We start from the raw sequence: 18,073 nt of genomic DNA, 5'->3' as shown, positions 1-18,073 counted from the left end.
GTTTTTTGCTTTGCGCCAAGTCATTGAGATAGAAAGCATGAAAGTCATTTTTGCCGGCACGCCCGAATTCGCGCGCGTGGCCCTTGAGCGCCTGCTGGCAGCAGGCTTTGAAGTCCCGCTGGTGCTGACCCAGCCCGACCGCCCCGCAGGCCGCGGCATGAAGCTGCAGGCCTCGCCCGTCAAGCAGTGCGCGCTGGAGCACGGCATTGCCGTCGCCCAGCCCATGAGCCTGCGCCTGGACGGCAAGTACCCCGAGGAGGCAGCGGCCGCCCGCGCCGCCATCGAGGCCGCCCGGGCCGATGTGATGGTGGTGGCCGCCTACGGCCTGATCCTGCCGCAATGGGTGCTGGATATGCCACGCCTGGGCTGCCTGAACATCCACGCCAGCCTGCTGCCGCGCTGGCGCGGCGCCGCACCCATCCACCGCGCCATCGAAGCCGGCGATGCCGAGACCGGCGTGACCATCATGCAGATGGATGCCGGCCTGGACACGGGCGACATGTGCGTGATGGAGCGCCTGCCCATTGCCGCCGACGACACCACGGCCAGCCTGCACGACAAGCTGGCCGCGCTGGGCGGACGCCTCATCGTGGAGGCGCTGGAGATGAGCGCCTGCGGCGGCCTGCCGCGCACGCCCCAGCCGGCCGAAGGCGTGACCTACGCCCACAAGATCGAAAAGGCCGAGAGCCAGATCGACTGGAATGAAAGCGCCGAAGCCATCGCCCGGCGCCTGCGCGCCTTCAACCCTTTTCCGGGCGGCGCCACCGAACTGAACGGCGAAGCCATCAAGGTCTGGGAAGCCCAGGCACAGCAAGGCTGCGGAACCCCGGGCAGCGTGCTGTCGGCCGACGCCGGCGGCGTGCGCGTGGCCTGCGGCCAGGGCGTGCTCAACATGACGCTGCTGCAGCGCGCGGGGGGCAAGCGCCTGGCGGCCGGCGACTTCCTGCGCGGCTTCGACCTGCCTGCGGGCAGCCTGCTGGGCGCGCAAGCCCCCCGGCAGGCTCCGCAGCCATGAGCGGCGCCCGTCCGGCGCCATCGGCGCTGCTGCAACGCGCGCGCACCATTGTGCGCGATCCGTTCTTCCGGACCGGCTCGCGCGAGATGATGGGCACGGGCCTGGGCATCGCGGCCTGGGGCCTGGTCACGGGCGTGGCCATGATCAAGAGCGGGCTGTCCCTGCCCCTGGCCCTGTTCATGGGCCTGACCGTCTACGCGGGCAGCGCCCAGCTAGCCGTGCTGCCGCTGATGACCGTGGGCGCGCCGCTGTGGGTGGTCTGGTTCACGGCGCTGTGCGTGAACCTGCGCTTCGTGATCCTGTCGAGCATGTGGCGCAGCTACTTCGCCCATCTGAGCCTGCGCCATCGCCTGGCGATCGGCTACTTCAGCGGCGACGTGATCTTCGTGAACTTCATGGGCCGCTATCCCGAGGCCCGGCCGCAGGCCGAGCAACTGCCCTACTTCTGGGGCGCGGCGCTGACCAACTGGCTGGCCTGGCAGATCCCGTCCACGCTGGGCATCTTCCTGGCCGACCGGATTCCGCTGTCCTGGGGCCTGGGCTTTGCCGGCGTGCTGGCGCTCATGGGCGTGCTGCTGTCCATGCTCAACGACCGCGCCACCTGGGTGGCATCCGTCGTGGCCTGCACGGCCGCCGTGGCCGCATTCGCGCTGCCGCTCAAGCTCAACATCCTGGTGGCGATCGCGGCCGCCGTCGCGGCGGGCCTGGTGGCCGAGCGGCTGCAAAAGCAGGCGCAGCAGTTACCCGGCAAAGCCGGAAAGGAGGCCCGGCCATGAGCGGTTTCCTGGGCTTCGTCGCCTGCGTCGGGCTGATCGCCATCACCGTGCTCACGCGCGCCTTCTTCATGATCCCCAGGAAGGAGGTTCCGCTGCCGCAGTGGCTCAAGCGCGGCCTCAAGTACGCGCCGCTGGCCGCACTGGCCGCCGTGATCGCGCCCGAGATCGTGATGAGCAACGGCCACTTCATCCATACGCTGGCCGATGCGCGCCTGCCCGCGGCGGCCGTGGCCCTGGTGTACTTTTTTTACAAGCGCAATATCCTAGGCACGATTGCGCTGGGCATGCTGGTCTATCTGCCGCTGCACATCGGCCTGGGCTGGTAGCCCCCGCGCCAGCCAGGGCAGGAGCCGCCTGCTCCTGTTTTACATGCGCTAGCATTCGATACGCTTGAAACCTAGTTACAACGCGCGTCGAATGCTCATCTTTTTGAGTCGAGTAAGCGTCTGCAGCCGTGCTTTTTGCGAAAGCCGCGCCCTACAATGGCCGCGATTTTTCGCCTTTACGTCCTCCTTCACATCCTTTATTCCCGCAGCGCTTCCGGTCGCTGCCCGCTGTTATGAACATCATCCGCTTCTCCGATCTGTGCGCCCAGGGCAAGGCGCAAGGCCAGCGCGTCTTCATCCGCTCCGACCTCAACGTGCCGCTCAACGACGCGGGCGAGATCACCGAGGACACGCGCGTGCGCGCCTCCGTGCCGGCGATTGAAATGGCGCTCAAGGCCGGCGCCGCCGTGATGGTGACCAGCCACCTGGGCCGCCCCACGGAGGGCGAATTCAGGCCCGAGGATTCGCTGGCCCCCGTGGCCAGGCGCCTGTCGGAGCTGCTGGGCCGCGACGTGCCCCTGGTCGCCAACTGGGTGGACGGCGTCCAGGTCGAACCCGGCCAGGTCGTGCTGCTGGAAAACTGCCGAGTGAACGTGGGCGAAAAGAAGAACAAGGAAGAGCTGGCCCGCAAGCTGGCTGCCCTGTGCGACATCTATGTGAACGACGCCTTCGGCACGGCACACCGCGCCGAGGGCACGACCTACGGCATCGCTCAGTTCGCGCCCGTGGCCTGCGCCGGCCCGCTGCTGTCTGCCGAGATCGACGCCATCACCAAGGCCCTGGCGGCGCCCGCACGCCCGCTGGCCGCCATCGTGGCCGGCTCCAAGGTCTCGACCAAGCTAACCATTCTGCAATCGCTGTCCAGGAACGTGGACCAGCTCATCGTGGGCGGCGGCATTGCCAACACCTTCATGCTGGCCGCGGGCCTGAAGATCGGCAAGTCCCTGGCCGAACCCGACCTGGTCGGCGAAGCCAAGGCCGTGATCGAAGCCATGGCCGCGCGCGGCGCCAATGTGCCCGTGCCCACCGACGTGGTCACCGCCAAGGCCTTTGCCGCCGATGCCCCCGCCACCGTGAAGAAGGCCACCGAAGTCGAGGACGACGACATGATCCTCGACATCGGCCCCGAGACCGCCGCCAGGCTGGCCGAGCAGCTCCGCAAGGCCGGCACCATCGTCTGGAACGGCCCCGTGGGCGTGTTCGAGTTCGACCAGTTCGCCAACGGCACCCGGGTGATCGCCCAGGCGATTGCCGAATCGCCCGCCTTCAGCATCGCCGGCGGCGGCGACACGCTGGCGGCCATCGCCAAATACGGCATCGAGGACAAGGTGGGCTATATCTCCACCGGCGGCGGCGCCTTCCTGGAAGTGCTGGAAGGCAAGACCCTGCCGGCTTTCGAGATCCTCGAGAAGCGCGCCAGCGCTTGATGCGTTTTCAGGCTGCAGGGCTTGATGGACAAGCGCTGGCAGCTATCGAAACAAAAGCCCACGGTGCTTGCCGTGGGCTTTTTTCCTTGGCGCCCCCGCTGCGTTCACCGTGCCTGCAGCCGCATTTCCACGAAATCCACGCCGCTCTTGCGCCACGCCCGGCCGTGGCGGACAAAGCCGTGGCGCCGGTAAAAGGGCAATGCCGACAGCCGCGCATTCAGCACCATGCCCCGGGCACCCGCGGCTTGCACATGGGCAATGGCATGCGCCAGCAACGCGGAGCCCAGGCCCTGGTTCCTGAAGCCCGCATGCGTGGCGAATTTGCGCAGCTGGTAGATGCCATCGCCCATCTCGAAGAGCGACAGGCAGCTGACGACCACGCCCTCCACACAGATGCCGAAATGCCGGGCCTGCTCATCCCCCTGGAGCCGACATTGCGCCAGCTCCAGCTGAGGCCACAGCACGTCGCGGCGCAGCTGCAGGCACTGGCCCGGTTCGATCTCCTGCACGGCATAGCCTGGCGCCATGGCCATGGCGTCAGGCCTTCTTCGTGGGCCAGAGCACCGAGGCAATGGCCACCACCATCAGCACCACGGCCGTCCAGTCCTGCCAGTGCAGCACCTCGCCCAGCCACCAGGCGCCCACGAACACGCCCAGCACGGGAATCATCATCACGCTCAGCGTGGAGGCCACGGGCGGCAGGCTGCGCGCCAGGAAGAACCACACGGCCTGGGCAAAGCCCAGCACCAGCACGCCGTTGAAGGCGATGGCGGCCATGGCGCTGCGGTCGGGCGCATGCCACTGGTCGCGCTCGAAGACCACGGCCAGCACGGTCAGCACCAGCGTGGTCAGCGCAATCATCCACAGCGACAGCGTCATCAGCGGCACGGGCGATTCGGCACGGCGCAGCAGCTGCGTGCCCCAGGCCCAGCCGGCCGCGGCGATCAGCATCAGCAGCACGCCCATCGGCTTGCTGCCCAGCGCGCCCACTTCGTGCCACAGCAGCAGCAGCACGCCCAGGAAGGCCGCGCCCACGCCCGCCCAGGCGCGCGCACCCAGCCTGTCATGGAAGAACAGGCTGCCGAAGACCGCCGAGAAGATGGGCATGGTGTAGCCCAGGATGGCCGCGCGGCCGCTGGACAGCGTGGGAATGGCCACGATGATCAGGCTGTGCCACAGCACCATGTTGAACAGCGTGAGCTTGAGCAGCTGGCCCCAGTAGGAGCGCGGAACGGTCAGCGGCAGGCGCCGGCTGGCCACGAACACCGCCAGGATGGGCAGGCCTATCCACATGGAGACCATGCGGAAGGTCAGCGGCGGAAAGTGCTGCACGCCCAGCTTCATCACGGGCCAGTTCAGGCCCCAGACCAGGGTGAGCAATACGAGGAGAACAAGCTGTTTGGGCGTAAATGAAGGCATGGCGCCACGATTCTGCCTGCGAGCCGGGAATGTTGCAGGGACTCCGCGCCGCGCCCGGCCGCTTTGGAGGCAGGCCAATTAAAATCGCGCCTCATGACTTTTCTCGACATGCTGCGCGACGCGTCCACGCGCAATGACTCCATGCTGTGCGTGGGTCTGGACCCCGAACCCAGCCGCTTTCCCGGCGCGATGAAGGGCGATGCGTCCAAAATCTACGATTTCTGCGCCGCCATCGTCGAGGCCACGGCCGATCTGGTGAACTCCTTCAAGCCCCAGATCGCCTATTTCGCGGCCCACCGCGCCGAGGACCAGCTCGAAAAGCTGATGGCCCACATGCGCGCCGTGGCCCCCCATGTGCCGGTGATCCTGGATGCCAAGCGCGGCGACATCGGCTCCACCGCCGAGCAGTACGCCAAGGAGGCCTTCGAGCGCTACGGCGCCGATGCGGTGACGCTGTCGCCCTTCATGGGCTTCGACTCCATCACGCCCTACCTCCGGTACGAGGGCAAGGGCGCCTTCCTGCTGTGCCGCACCTCCAACCCCGGCGGCGACGACCTGCAGGCACAGACGCTGGCCGACGTGCCGGGCAACCCGCACATGTTCGAGCATGTGGCCCGGCTGGCCCAGGGCCCGTGGAACACCAACGGCCAGCTGGGCCTGGTGGTGGGCGCCACCCGCCCGCAGGAGATCGAGCGCGTGCGCGCCGTGGCGCCTTCGCTGCCGCTGCTGATCCCCGGCGTGGGCGCCCAGGGCGGCGATGCCGTGGCCACCGTGAAGGCCGCACGCATCGGCGGCGGCCCCATCATCATCAATTCCTCGCGCGCCATTCTCTACGCCTCCCAGGGCGAGAACTTCGCCGAGGCAGCACGCCATGCGGCCGTGGCCACGCGCGCCACGCTGCAGCAGGCCGCGGCCCAGGGCTGAGCGCGGCGCTGCAGCCGCGCAGGCGCATGCCGAAACCACGGCCATGAAGGCTCCGTCATGAAGGCCCAGTGGCTGGAGGACTTTCTGCTGCTGGCCCAGGAGCGCAGCTTCACGCGCGCGGCCGAGCTGCGCCACGTCACCCATCCGGCCTTCGGCCGCCGCATCCGCGCGCTGGAAGCCTGGGCCGGCACGCCGCTGGTCGAGCCCGGCGGCGGCCCGGTGCGCCTCACGCCGGCCGGCGAGGCCTTCCGCGACACGGCCGAGCAGCTCGTGCACACGCTGGCCCAGTCGCATGACGAGCTGCAGGCCGTGGCCGGGCGCCAGGCGCGCATCATCACGCTGGCCACAGGTCGCACGCTGGCGCGCACCATCGTGGCCGACTGGCTGGCCCGCCACAGCAGCGTGCTGCAAAGCGCCGAGATACGCGTGGTCACGCGCACGCTGGAAGAGACCGTGGTCATGCTGCAGCGCGGGGAAGTGAGCTTTGCGCTGCTCTACCACCATGCGGCCATTGCCGTGCGCCTGGACGGCCGCCAGTTCAGCCACCTGACCGTGATGCACGACCGGCTGGTGCCCGTCTCGCGCGCCGATGCCGACGGCAAGCCGCTGTTCGACCTGTCCCGCGCCCTGGACGCCGACGCCAGTCCCGTGCCCTATCTGGCCTTCTCGCACAGCATGGCCCTGGGCCGGCTCGTGGAGGACCATCTGGCCAGCCACCCGCTGCTGCCGCGCCTGCGCCGCTGCGTGGAGTGCGATTCGGCCGACGCCAATTACGAATACGTGCTCAAGGGCCTGGGCGTGGCCTGGATGCCGTGGTCCATGGTGCGCGGCGATTGCCGGGCCAGGCGCCTGGCCGTGGCGGGCGACAGCAGCCTGGAGGCGCATTTCGACGTGCGCCTGTACCGTCCCAAGCGCCACCTGGGCACGGCCGCCGAGCAGTTCTGGGCGGACATCACCCAGCCCTGAGCTGCAGCCCGCTGCGCCAGCAGCACAGGCGCCGGGGAAACGGGAGGGCAGCCAGGGCCCATCCTGTGCAGAAACGGCACAAATACGTGCCATATAGGCACCAAATGTCATGCCGGCTGTTCGCACAATCGAGCCCATAAAGATTCGGAATACCCTTATGCAAAAGACAAAAATCCTCCGCCGCACCGCCGTGGCCGCCGGCTTGCTGATGGCTGCCGCAGCCAGCCTGCCGGCCATTGCCGCCGACAACTACCCCAGCCGCGCCATCACCATGGTGGTGGGCTACCCCGCGGGCGGCAGCACCGACCTGGTGGGCCGCCTGGTGGCCGACGGCCTGGCCTCGCGCCTGGGCCAGCCCGTGGTGGTGGAAAACCTGGGCGGCGCCGGCGGCGCCATCGGCGCGCAGAAGGTCGCCAAGGCACCGGCCGACGGCTACACCATCATGGTGGGCGCCAACAACGAGCTGGCCATCGCCAAGCTGATCAACAAGGCCGTGAAGTACAACATCGGCGACTTCACGCCCATCGGCATCGTCTGCACCCAGCCCATGGTGCTGGTGGCCTCGCCCAAGGCCGGCGTGAAGAACGCCGCCGAGTTCACCAGCCTGGTCGCCCAGAACCCCGGCAAGTTCAGCTACGGCAGCTCCGGCGTGGGCACGGCGCTGCACCTGGCCGGCGAGATGATCAAGGAGCAGGGCCACCTGCAGATGACCCATATCCCCTACAAGGGCGTGGCGCCGCTGACCACCGACCTGGTGGGCAACAACATCGAGTTCGGCATGTTCGTGCTCTCCAGCGGCCTGCCCCAGATCAAGGCCGGCAAGGTTGTGGCCCTGGGCACGACCGAAGCCAAGCGCTCGTCCATCACGCCCGACATCCCGGCCCTGTCCGAGCTGCCCCAGTACAAGCACGTGGACATCAACTCCTGGTTCGCGATGATGGCGCCCAAGGGCCTGCCCGCGCCGATCGCCGCCAAGCTCAAGAAGGCGCTGGACGAGACCATGGCCTCGCCCGAGTTCCGCAAGAAGATGGAAGAGACCGGCAACGTGGTGGCCGATCCCAAGCTGGATGCCGGCAAGTACATCAACGCCGAGATCGCCAAGTACAGCAAGATCGTCCAGTTCGCCAAGATCGAGAACTGACGCCTGCAGGCCGGGCCATGCGGCTCGGCTACCAAAAACAAAGCGGCTTGCGCAGCATGCACGGGGATTTCAGATGGTTTTCCATCTGAAACCCACGGATGGCTGGCGCAAGCCGCTCTTTTTTTAGAATGCCCGGCCTCCGTCAGGAACGCCTCTGGCAACGCGCGGGCGACAGCGCCCCCGCATCGACCTGCTGCGCCGCCAGCGCCGCGTCCAGCGGCTCGCCCAGCAGCAGATTGCGCGCCAGCAGGCTGTAGCCGTAGGCGCTCTGGATGCCGTAGCCGCCCTGGGCCGCGGCCCAGAAGAAGCCCGGCACGGGCGTGGGCGAGGCGTCCCAGCCGATCACCATCTCGCCGTCGTCCACGAAGGAGCGCAGGCCCGCCCAGGTATGCGACGGGCGGCGGATGCGCAGCGTGGTGCACTCCTCGATGCGCCAGATGCCGGTGGCGATGTCCAGCTCCTCGGGCACCACGTCGTGCGGCGGCACGGGATCGGCATTGGCTGGCGAACCCAGCAGCTGCCCCGCGTCGGGCTTGATGTACCAGCCCTCGTCGACGCTGATGATGGCCGGCCAGTGCGTGGCATCCATGCCCTCGGGCACGGCAAAGGTGAAGGCGCTGCGGCGCTTGGGCGTGATGCCGATGGGCGTGGCGCCGGCCAGGGCGGCCAGCGTGTCGGCCCAGGCGCCTGCGGCATTGACCACCGTGCGGGCACGGGCCTGCCGGCCGTCGGCCAGCGTCAGCCGCCATGCATCGCCCTCGCGCTGCAGGGCCGCGACCTCGGCCTGGCACCAGAGCTCGCCGCCGCGCTGGCGCAGGCCGCGCAGAAAGCCCTGGTGCAGGCCGTGCACGTCGATGTCGCGCGCGCCGTCGTCCAGGAAGCCGTCCACCAGCACCCCGGTGTCCAGGCAGGGCACCAGCGCCTTGAGCCGGGCGGCATCCAGGCGCACGGCCGCGGGCGAATGCACCAGCGCCTCGGCATGGGCCGCGTCCAGCAGGTCCTTCTGCCCGGCCGTGCCCACATAGAGCACGCCGCGCGGCGCAAGCAGGGGCGCTTCGGCAAAGCCCTGCGGCGGCTGCTCGTAGAACGCGCGGCTGGCGCGCGTCAGCGCCTGCACCTGGGCCGGGCCGTAATGCTCCTCGTACAGCGCGGCCGAACGGCCCGTGGTGTGGTAGCCGGGCTGGGATTCGCGCTCCAGCACCAGCACGGCGGGCGGACCGCCGCTGCCATTCTTGCCACCCGACTGCGCCAGCTGCCAGGCCACCGAAGCGCCGGCCATGCCTGCGCCCACCACCGCGAAATCCCACACTCCAGAACCCATCGTCATCCCCTGTTTCCACAACCGGACCTGCCCGCGCAGGCCGCCAATGCTTGATCTATCTCAAGCCCGATTCTCGCCACGCCCTGCGGGCAGCAAACTTGACTTCAGGCAAGGCCGCCGTGACCGATGAGCCATGCAGACGCCCCCATTCCATCCATTGTCGGGAAAGGCTACCGCATGATTCGCTGGCTACAGGAGCTCAGGCTCGCGCACAAATTCCTCATTCTGGGCAGCATTGCCCTGGTCATGGCTGCCTTGCCGTCATACCTCTACTTGGACAGCGTGCTGCGCGACCTGCACCAGGCACGCCGGGCATCGCAAGCCATGCCGCCACTGATTGCCATCATGCAGACGGTGCAGGACCTGCAGGTGCACCGCGGCACCACGGCCAGCATGCTCGGCGGCGACAGTGCCATGCAGGCGCGCCGGCCTGCGGCGCGCGATGCCGTCCACAAGGCCTTTGCCCTGGCTGAAGAACGCCTGCGAGCAGCCCAGGCCCTGCCCCGGGACCTGCAGGTGCTGCAGCAGGCGCACCGGAGCTGGCAGACGCTGGAAGCCGGCATCGCGGCCGGAGAAGTCCATGCCGCCCAAAGCATGGCCGGGCACACGGAGCTGATCGCCACACTGCAGCAATTCAACGAGGAACTGCTCGGCGCCTATGGATTGAACACCCATCCATATGCGGACAGCCAGGCCATGATCCAGGCCGCCCTGCTGCAGGCGCCGCTGCTGGGCGAGGCGCTGGGCCTGCTGCGCGGGCAGGGCGCGGGAGTCCTGGCACGCAAGAGCCTGGATGCCGAACACCGTGGATCCCTGCGCGCGCTGCACCGGCGTGTGGCCGAGCTGCAAAGCGCGAGCCACCGCAGCATGGCGCGCGCCATGGCGCTCAACGCGCAGTACCGCGCCACCCTGGCCGAATTGCTGGCCAGCCAGAACGCGCAGACCACGGCAGCCCTGCAACTGGCGGGCGAGCAGCTGCTGGACGCCCGGGAACTGGCCTTGCCTGCTGCGCAGTACTTCGACACGCTGACAAAGGCCATCCAGGCCGTCAACACGCTGAGCCTGCAAGGCTTGCACCAGCTGGATCTGCAGCTGCAAACGCAAGCCGCAGCGCAAAACCGCAGCCTGCTTGCCGCCTGCGGCCTGCTGGCCCTGTGCCTGGCGGCAGCCGTGCTGCTGGCTTTGCTGTTCATGCGCTCCATCACCGGCCCCATACGCCAGGCAGTTCAGCTGGCGCAGGCCGTGGCCCAAGGCAACCTGGGAGGCCAGGACGTCGCGGCAGGCCGCAACGAAGTGGGCGAACTCATCGCCGCCCAGCAGCAGATGCGCGCCCACTTGCGCCCCATCGTGGAGCAGGTGCGCAGCGGCGCCCACAGCCTGGCGCTGGCCAGCGCCGAGATCGCCCAGGGCAACCAGGATCTTTCGGCCCGCACCGAAAGCCAGGCCTCGGCCCTGGAAGAGACTGCGGCCTCGATGGAAGAGCTGAGCGCCACCGTGCGCCACAACGCCGACAACGCCGCGCAGGCCAGCAGCCTGGCCGCATCGGCCAGCGAGGTGGCCAGGCAGGGCGGCATCGCCGTGGCCCAGGTGGTGAGCACCATGCAGACCATCCACGACAGCAGCCGCCGGATTGCCGACATCACCGGCGTGATCGACGGCATTGCCTTCCAGACCAATATCCTGGCCCTGAATGCCGCCGTGGAAGCCGCGCGCGCCGGCGAGCAGGGACGCGGCTTTGCCGTGGTGGCGGCCGAGGTGCGCACGCTGGCCCAGCGCAGCGCAGAAGCGGCCAAGGCCATCAAGGCCTTGATCGGAACCAGCGTGGCCCGCGTCGGCGAAGGAAATATCCAGGTCCGGCAGGCCGGCGACACCATGGGCGAAGTGGTGGCCGCCATCCAGAAGGTCAGCCACATCGTGGCGGCCATCAGCAGCGCCAGCCAGGAACAGGCGGCCGGCGTGGTCCAGGTGGGCGAAGCCGTCACCCAGATGGATCAGGCCACGCAGCAAAATGCCGCCCTGGTGGAGGAGATGGCCGCCGCGGCCACCCACCTGCATTCGCAAGGCCAGGAGCTCGTGCGGGCGGTGTCGGTGTTCCATTGGGAAGAAGAGGAGCGCGCCCGACGGCCTGCCCGGGCCTGAACCCGGAGCATCCGGCCGCAGGTGCAGCGGTTGCCGGTGCCAAAAAGGGGCGACCGCCCGGCGGCACGGCGGCGGCCCCTCCTCCTTATCGGGAAGTCGTTGCCGCAGGCTTGGGTGCCGTGCCCGCCTCGCTCATCAGCATCAGCAGGCTGCGGTTGAAATCTTCCACCACCAGCAGCCGGCCCGCATGGTCCACGGCCATGCCCGTGGGGCGGCCGCGCGGGCGCAGGCCTTTTTTCTCGTCCCAGCCGCTGAGCCAGTTGACGGGCTGGCCCGAGGGCTGGCCCTTGGCGTCGCGCGCGAAGCCCACGATGCGCTGGCCGCCCGCGCCCGGTCCGTGCCAGGCCACCAGCAGCTGGCCGCCGAAGGCGCTGCCCGCTGGCGTGGCCAGCATGTGCAGCGGCGCGACATGGGCGGGCCAGAGCATGAAAGGCGCCTCGGTCCTTGCGCAGTCGAAGCGCTTTTCGTAGCCCTGGGCGCTCTGCCTGGCGCCCACGCAGTAGGGCCAGCCATAGTCGCGGCCCTCGCGCAGCAGGTTCAGTTCCTCGGGCGGATGCCGGGGCTCGCGGTAGTCGATGTTGTTTTCGCCCTGCCAGACCGTTCCGGCCGCGGGCCCGTCGGGCATGACGGCCAGCGCCATGGAATTGCGCAGCCCCGTGGCAAAGGGCTTGAAGTCCCTGACCGGCTGGGCGCCCGGCTGCAGCGTCATGCGCCAGACCGCGGCGCGCGGCATGGCGCCGGCGCGCTCGGGGCAGGGCACGGGCAGCTTCTGGTCGTCGCCTCGGCAGGCGTCGGTGAAGGAGCCCATGTTGACGTAGAGGCTGCCGTCGGGGGCGAACGCCAGTTCCTTGAGCAGATGGGCGCCGTCGGCGGGCAGCTGGCCGGCCAGCTCTTCCTGCCGGGGCGGCTGGCCCAGGGCCGGGATCGCCGCGCGCCAGATGCGGTCGGCCTCGCCGACGTACACCTTGCCGTCCGGTCCGCGCACCATGCCCGAGGGGTAGTTGAGCTTGTCCAGCAGCACCTGCGACTGCACGGCCTTGTCCGTGGTCGCGGCATTGGCGGGCGTGGCGGCGTCGGGCGGCAGGCGCAGCTCGATCAGCTTGCCCTGGCGCGGCATCCAGCCGCCCATGTCCAGCACCCAGATGCGACCCGGCGCTATTTCCAGCACGCGGCGCGGAAAATGCAGGCCATGGGCCTCGTCGGCCACCAGCCCCACGCAGGTGCCTGCGGGCGTGGCGATGGCCAAGCGCGGATAGATGCCGCATTTGCCGGTCGACGCATAGCCGCGCGCCTGCGCGCTCTGGCTGGCGGCCAGGCCGACGAGCAGGAAGGCCGCCAGCAGGCCCAGGGTCTTCAGCGGTTGGGACATCATTCACGGCTCCGCGGCAAATGGCAAAGCGGCCATCTTGCCATGGCCCGGGCGCCTGTGGGGCTAGGCCTTCAGATGCGGCGCGAGATAGCGCCCCGTCACGCTGTCCGGGTTGGCCGCCACCTGCTCGGGCGTGCCCGTGGCCACGACGCGGCCGCCGCCCGAGCCGCCCTCGGGGCCCATGTCGATGATCCAGTCGGCCGTCTTGATCACATCGAGGTTGTGCTCGATGACGACGATGGTGTTGCCCGCATCGCGCAGCTGGTGCAGCACCTTGAGCAGCAGGTCGATGTCGGCGAAGTGCAGGCCCGTGGTGGGCTCGTCGAGGATGTAGAGCGTGCGCCCCGTGTCGCGCTTGGACAGTTCCTGCGCGAGCTTGACGCGCTGGGCCTCGCCGCCCGACAGCGTGGTCGCGCTCTGGCCCAGGCGGATATAGGACAGGCCCACCTGCAGCAGGGTCTGCAGCTTGCGCGCGATCGTTGGCACGTCCTTGAAGAAGGCGTGGGCGTCCTCCACCGTCATCTCCAGGATCTGGGAGATGTTGCGCCCCTTCCACTGCACCTCCAGCGTCTCGCGGTTGTAGCGCTGGCCGTGGCAGACGTCGCAGGGCACGTAGACGTCGGGCAGGAAGTGCATCTCGACCTTGACCACGCCGTCGCCCTGGCAGGCCTCGCAGCGCCCGCCGGCCACGTTGAACGAGAAGCGCCCGGGACCGTAGCCGCGCTCCTTCGCGGTGGTGGTCTCGGCCATCAGCTCGCGGATGGGCGTGAACAGGCCGGTGTAGGTGGCCGGGTTGCTGCGCGGCGTGCGGCCGATCGGCGACTGGTCCACGTTGATGACCTTGTCGAAATACTCCATGCCCACGATCTCGTCGTGCGGCGCGGGCTCGGTGCCCGCACGGTGGATCTGGCGCGCGGCCTCGGCGTACAGCGTGTCGTTGACCAGGGTGCTCTTGCCCGAGCCCGAGACGCCGGTCACGCAGGTGAACAGGCCCACGGGGAAGTCCACCGTCACGCTCTTGAGATTGTTGCCGCGCGCGCCCACCACGCGCAGCGCCTGCAGGTCTGCCGGCGCCGCGCTTCTGGCGGCGCGCTTGCGGCCTGCCGTCGTGGGGAAGTGCGAAGCGCTTTTTTCCGGCTCGGCCTCGTCGTTCTTCGACACCACCGGCAGCCAGGGCGTGCGCCGCGCAGGCACGGGAATGCTCTGTACGCCGCTCAGATAGCGGCCCGTGGGCGATTCGGGGTTGGCCTTGACCTCGTCGTAGGTGCCCTGGGCCATGATGCGCCCGCCGTGCACGCCGGCGCCCGGCCCCAGGTCGATGATCTGGTCGGCCGCGCGCATCATGTCCTCGTCGTGCTCGACCACGATCACGCTGTTGCCGATGTCGCGCAGATGCTCGAGCGTGGCGATGAGCTTGTCGTTGTCGCGCTGGTGCAGGCCGATGGAGGGCTCGTCGAGCACATACATCACGCCCGTGAGGCCGGAGCCGATCTGGCTGGCCAGCCGGATGCGCTGGGCCTCGCCGCCCGAGAGCGTGTCGGCGCTGCGGTCCAGGCTCAGATAGGACAACCCCACGTCGTTGAGGAACAGCAGGCGCGAAGCGATCTCGCGCAGGATCTTGCTGGCGATCTCGGCCTTGGCGCCGGCCAGCGGCAGGTCCTTGCACCAGGCCAGCGCCTCGGCCAGCGTGGCATGGCCGACCTCGTAGATGGCGCGCGCACGATCGCCTTCGCCCACGCGCACGAAGCGCGCCTCGCGGCGCAGGCGCGTGCCGTGGCATTCGGGGCACTGGCGCACGCTGCGCAGCCGGGCCAGGTCGTCGCGCACCACGGTGGATTCGGTCTCGCGCCAGCGGCGCTGGATGTTGGGGATGATGCCTTCGAACGGATGCTGCTTGACGAAGGCCTCGCCCTTGCGCTGGCCGCTCTCGAAAACATAGTTGAACGCGATGGCCTCCTCGCCCGAGCCCCAGAGAACCACCTGGCGCACGTTCTCCGGCAGTTCCTCGAACGGCGTGTCTATGCTCACGCCGTAATGCCGGGCCACGCTTTCGAGCATGGAGAAGTAGTAGCCGTTGCGCTTGTCCCAGCCCTTGACGGCGCCGCTGGCCAAGCTCAGCGAGGGAAAGGCCACCACGCGCTCGGCATCGAAGGCCTCGCTGCAGCCCAGGCCGTCGCAGGCCGGGCAGGCGCCCATGGGCGAGTTGAACGAGAACAGGCGCGGCTCCAGCTCGGGCAGCGAGTAATCGCACAGGGGACAGGCGAACCTGGCGCTGAACAGGTGTTCCTTGCCGCTGTCCATCTCCAGCGCGATCACGCGGCCGCCGGCATCGGCCCCGCCGGCGCGCAGCGCGGCCTCGAAGCTTTCGGCCAGGCGCTGCTTCACGTCCTGGCGCACCTTGAGGCGGTCGATCACCACGTCGATGTTGTGGCGCTCGTTCTTCTCCAGCGGCGGCAGCGACTGCGCATCGTAGATCTGCCCGTCGACGCGAAAGCGCACATAGCCCTGGGCCTGCAGCTGGGCGAACAGCTCGGCGAACTCGCCCTTCTTCTCGCGCGCCAGCGGGCCCAGCACCATGAGCTTGGTGTCCTCGGGCAGGGCCAGCACGCTGTCCACCATCTGGCTGATGGTCTGGGCCTGCAGCGGCAGGTCGTGGTCGGGGCAGAACGGCGTGCCCGCGCGGGCGTACAGCAGGCGCAGGTAGTCGTTGATCTCGGTCACCGTGCCCACGGTGGAGCGCGGGTTGTGGCTGGTGGCCTTCTGCTCGATGGAGATGGCAGGCGACAGGCCCTCGATCAGATCCACGTCGGGCTTGTCCAGGCGCCCCAGGAACTGGCGCGCATAGGCCGACAGGCTTTCCACGTAGCGGCGCTGGCCCTCGGCGTACAGCGTATCGAAGGCCAGGCTGGACTTGCCCGAGCCCGACAGCCCGGTGATCACCACCAGCTGGTTGCGCGGAATGTCCAGGTCGATGTTCTTGAGGTTGTGCGTGCGCGCGCCGCGGATCGCGATGCGTGTCTGCGCCAGCGAACGGCCCAGGTACAGGCCTTCGTCGGCGGAACCGATTGCAGCGGCTTGATCAACAGAGAGTGAACCAGGCTTTACGGACACTTGCACTCCAAACGGGGGAAACTCTCCATGATAGTCAGCCTGGCCCTGCCGTGATCAAGGATTGAGGGATCACGGACAATCCACGGCGTTATTCGTGTTGCTCTGCCCGGCTTGCGGACGGCGGAGTTTTTTGATGATGCCCCTTGTCGGGCATTCACTCTTGGCAGAATCTGCGCGTGAAGAATATCCATACACCCCCGAATCCGGGCACGCTGGGTGGCGACAGGACCGCCACCACCATGACGCCGCAGGAGCGGCGCTCCAGCATCTCGCTGGCACTGATCTTTGCACTGCGCATGCTGGGCCTGTTTCTGGTGCTCCCCGTGTTTGCGCTCGAAGCGCGCAAATACCCGGGCGGCGACGATCCGGCCATGATCGGCCTGGCCATGGGCCTGTACGGCCTGACCCAGGCGGTCTTCCAGCTGCCGCTGGGCCTGGCGTCCGACCGCTTCGGGCGCAAGCGCGTCATCGTGGCCGGCCTGCTGGTGTTTGCGCTGGGCAGCCTGGTCGCGGCCATGGCGGGCTCGCTCACCATGCTGATGGCGGGCCGCGGCCTGCAGGGCGCGGGCGCGGTGTCCGCCGCCGTCACGGCCCTGCTGGCCGACCTGACGCGCGACGGCGTGCGCACCAAGGCCATGGCCCTGGTGGGCGGCAGCATCGGCCTGATGTTCGCACTGGCCCTGGTGCTCAGCCCTCTGCTCAACGCATGGATCGGCCTGTCGGGCATCTTCGGCCTGACCTGCGCGCTGGCGCTGGCCGGCATTGCCGTGGTGCTGTGGGTGGTGCCGGCCGAGCCGGTGCAGCATGCCGATGCGCCCAAGGGACGGTTTGGCGACCTGCTGCGCCACGGCGACCTGCTGCGCCTGAACTTCGGCGTCTTCATCCTGCACACGGTGCAGATGTCCATGTGGGTGGCCGTGCCGGCCATGCTGGTGCAGGCCGGGCTGGCCAAGGAGCAGCATTGGCACATCTACCTGCCTGCCGTGGTGCTGTCCTTCCTGGCCATGGGCGGCCTGTTCGCCATGGAGCGCAAGGGCCGGCTGCGCGCCGCGCTGCTGGGCGCCATCGCCCTGGTCGTGGTCGTGCAGGCCGGCCTGGGCATGCTGGCGGCCAGCGGCACGATTCCCACCGTCTGGTGCATGGCCTTGCTGATGTTCCTGTTCTTCTGCGGCTTCAACGCGCTGGAGGCCACCCAGCCCAGCCTGGTCTCGCGCATGGCGCCGGCGCCCCTGCGCGGCGCGGCGCTCGGTGCCTACAACACGCTGCAGTCCCTGGGCCTGTTCGCGGGCGGCGCCATCGGCGGCGGCGTGGCCAAATGGGCCGGCGCCCCGGGCCTGTTTGCCGTGACGGCCGTGCTGGCCGCGCTGTGGCTGATCGTGACCTGGCCGCTGCGCCCCGTGGGCCGGCATGGATAACCAGGGAAATCTCACACCCTGCCTTGCCCGCTTGGGGCAAAATGCGCATTCCATTGGTCCGGGACCTTTCCATAGAACGTGAGTACGTTCTAATTTCCCGGCCCACTTTCAGTAAAGGCACATATTTATGGCATCCGTCAACAAAGTCATCATCGTCGGCAACCTGGGGCGCGACCCCGAAATGCGTACCTTTCCCAGCGGCGACCAGGTGGCCAACGTGACCATCGCCACGACCGACCGCTGGCGCGACAAGAACACCGGCGAAAACCGCGAAGCCACCGAGTGGCACCGCGTGGTGTTCAATGGCAAGCTGGCCGAGATCGTGGGCCAGTACCTGCGCAAGGGCAGCCAGGTCTACGTGGAAGGCAGCCTGCGCACCCGCAAGTGGACCGACCAGGCCACGGGCCAGGAGCGCTACGCCACCGAAATCCGCGCCGACACCATGCAGATGCTGGGCAGCCGCCAGGGCGGCGGCCAGCAGCAAGGCGGCTATGGCGACGAAGGCTACGGCGAAAGCAGCTACGAAGCGCCGCGCCGCGCCCCTGCGCCTGCAGCAGCACGCCCCGCCGCGCCTGCCGCCCGTCCGGCTCCGGCCCCCATGGCTCCGCCGCCCCAGCGCGCGGCTTCGGGCTTCGACGATATGGACGACGATATTCCGTTCTGATCCCCGGGGCTGCCAGCCATCGAAAAAAAAAGCGAAGCAGATGCTTCGCTTTTTCTTTTC

The 18,073-nt window shown here is 68.7% G+C and carries 15 protein-coding genes; 10 read left to right on the top strand and 5 right to left on the bottom strand.

From position 1 onward, the window contains the following. Nucleotides 1-37: 37 nt before the first annotated feature. From fmt to V8Z74_RS12450, 4 genes are all read left to right on the top strand, one after another. Nucleotides 38-1,015 carry a methionyl-tRNA formyltransferase gene (gene fmt, locus V8Z74_RS12465; RefSeq protein ID WP_349709514.1) on the top strand — a complete coding sequence of 326 codons (978 nt, stop codon included), beginning with the start codon at nt 38-40 and terminating at the stop codon, nt 1,013-1,015. Next, nucleotides 1,012-1,791: an AzlC family ABC transporter permease gene (locus V8Z74_RS12460; RefSeq protein ID WP_349709513.1), complete on the top strand. Its 780-nt coding sequence runs from the start codon at nt 1,012-1,014 to the stop codon at nt 1,789-1,791. The genes fmt and V8Z74_RS12460 overlap by 4 nt, the downstream gene beginning before the upstream one ends. After that, nucleotides 1,788-2,117 (top strand): AzlD domain-containing protein, encoded by a 330-nt coding sequence (locus V8Z74_RS12455; RefSeq protein WP_066474318.1) that lies wholly within the window; start codon nt 1,788-1,790, stop codon nt 2,115-2,117. The genes V8Z74_RS12460 and V8Z74_RS12455 overlap by 4 nt, the downstream gene beginning before the upstream one ends. A 233-nt stretch (nt 2,118-2,350) precedes the next feature. Next, on the top strand, nt 2,351-3,544 hold the full coding sequence (locus tag V8Z74_RS12450) for a phosphoglycerate kinase (protein WP_349709512.1): 1,194 nt from the start codon (nt 2,351-2,353) through the stop codon (nt 3,542-3,544). 104 nt (nt 3,545-3,648) lie between these two features. Here the strand turns inward: V8Z74_RS12450 and V8Z74_RS12445 are convergent, their stop codons facing one another. Next, nucleotides 3,649-4,077 carry a GNAT family N-acetyltransferase gene (locus tag V8Z74_RS12445; RefSeq protein ID WP_349709511.1) on the bottom strand — a complete coding sequence of 143 codons (429 nt, stop codon included), beginning with the start codon at nt 4,075-4,077 and terminating at the stop codon, nt 3,649-3,651. A gap of 4 nt (nt 4,078-4,081) precedes the next feature. After that, nucleotides 4,082-4,963 carry a DMT family transporter gene (locus V8Z74_RS12440; protein WP_349709510.1) on the bottom strand — a complete coding sequence of 294 codons (882 nt, stop codon included), beginning with the start codon at nt 4,961-4,963 and terminating at the stop codon, nt 4,082-4,084. A gap of 93 nt (nt 4,964-5,056) precedes the next feature. Between V8Z74_RS12440 and pyrF the strand changes: the two genes are divergently transcribed. The 3 genes from pyrF (at nt 5,057) to V8Z74_RS12425 (ending at nt 7,994) form a co-directional block, all read left to right on the top strand. Next, nucleotides 5,057-5,887 (top strand): orotidine-5'-phosphate decarboxylase, encoded by an 831-nt coding sequence (pyrF, locus tag V8Z74_RS12435; protein WP_349709509.1) that lies wholly within the window; start codon nt 5,057-5,059, stop codon nt 5,885-5,887. 57 nt (nt 5,888-5,944) lie between these two features. Next, a complete protein-coding gene (locus tag V8Z74_RS12430; RefSeq protein ID WP_349709508.1) occupies nt 5,945-6,853 on the top strand; it encodes a LysR family transcriptional regulator in 909 nt (302 codons plus the stop codon). 157 nt (nt 6,854-7,010) lie between these two features. Further along, a complete protein-coding gene (locus tag V8Z74_RS12425; protein ID WP_066474331.1) occupies nt 7,011-7,994 on the top strand; it encodes a Bug family tripartite tricarboxylate transporter substrate binding protein in 984 nt (327 codons plus the stop codon). Nucleotides 7,995-8,136: 142 nt separating this feature from the next. Here the strand turns inward: V8Z74_RS12425 and V8Z74_RS12420 are convergent, their stop codons facing one another. Next, nucleotides 8,137-9,315 carry an NAD(P)/FAD-dependent oxidoreductase gene (locus V8Z74_RS12420; protein WP_349709553.1) on the bottom strand — a complete coding sequence of 393 codons (1,179 nt, stop codon included), beginning with the start codon at nt 9,313-9,315 and terminating at the stop codon, nt 8,137-8,139. Between the two features lie 177 nt (nt 9,316-9,492). On the opposite strand from V8Z74_RS12420, the gene V8Z74_RS12415 reads away from it, so the two are divergent. Further along, nucleotides 9,493-11,454, top strand: coding sequence for a methyl-accepting chemotaxis protein (locus tag V8Z74_RS12415; RefSeq protein WP_349709507.1), 1,962 nt, complete (start codon nt 9,493-9,495; stop codon nt 11,452-11,454). An 85-nt stretch (nt 11,455-11,539) separates the two neighbouring features. Here V8Z74_RS12415 and V8Z74_RS12410 read toward each other — a convergent pair whose 3' ends face one another. Next, on the bottom strand, nt 11,540-12,826 hold the full coding sequence (locus V8Z74_RS12410) for a PQQ-dependent sugar dehydrogenase (RefSeq protein ID WP_349709506.1): 1,287 nt from the start codon (nt 12,824-12,826) through the stop codon (nt 11,540-11,542). A 60-nt stretch (nt 12,827-12,886) separates the two neighbouring features. Further along, nucleotides 12,887-15,934 carry an excinuclease ABC subunit UvrA gene (uvrA, locus tag V8Z74_RS12405; protein WP_349709504.1) on the bottom strand — a complete coding sequence of 1,016 codons (3,048 nt, stop codon included), beginning with the start codon at nt 15,932-15,934 and terminating at the stop codon, nt 12,887-12,889. A 239-nt stretch (nt 15,935-16,173) separates the two neighbouring features. Here uvrA and V8Z74_RS12400 point away from each other — a divergent pair, with 239 nt between their 5' ends. Both V8Z74_RS12400 and ssb read left to right on the top strand, forming a co-directional pair. Then, on the top strand, nt 16,174-17,349 hold the full coding sequence (locus tag V8Z74_RS12400; RefSeq protein ID WP_349709552.1) for an MFS transporter: 1,176 nt from the start codon (nt 16,174-16,176) through the stop codon (nt 17,347-17,349). Nucleotides 17,350-17,476: 127 nt separating this feature from the next. Next, entirely contained in the window at nt 17,477-18,013 is a 537-nt protein-coding gene (gene ssb / locus V8Z74_RS12395) for a single-stranded DNA-binding protein (RefSeq protein WP_066474349.1), read from the top strand. The last annotated feature ends 60 nt before the right edge of the window (nt 18,014-18,073 follow it).

It is taken from the genome of Comamonas sp. w2-DMI (genome assembly GCF_040187735.1).
Classification (GTDB): domain Bacteria; phylum Pseudomonadota; class Gammaproteobacteria; order Burkholderiales; family Burkholderiaceae_C; genus Comamonas; species Comamonas terrae.
The sequence above is the reverse complement of the archived record's forward strand: the minus strand, read 5'-3'. Positions and strand labels throughout refer to the sequence as shown.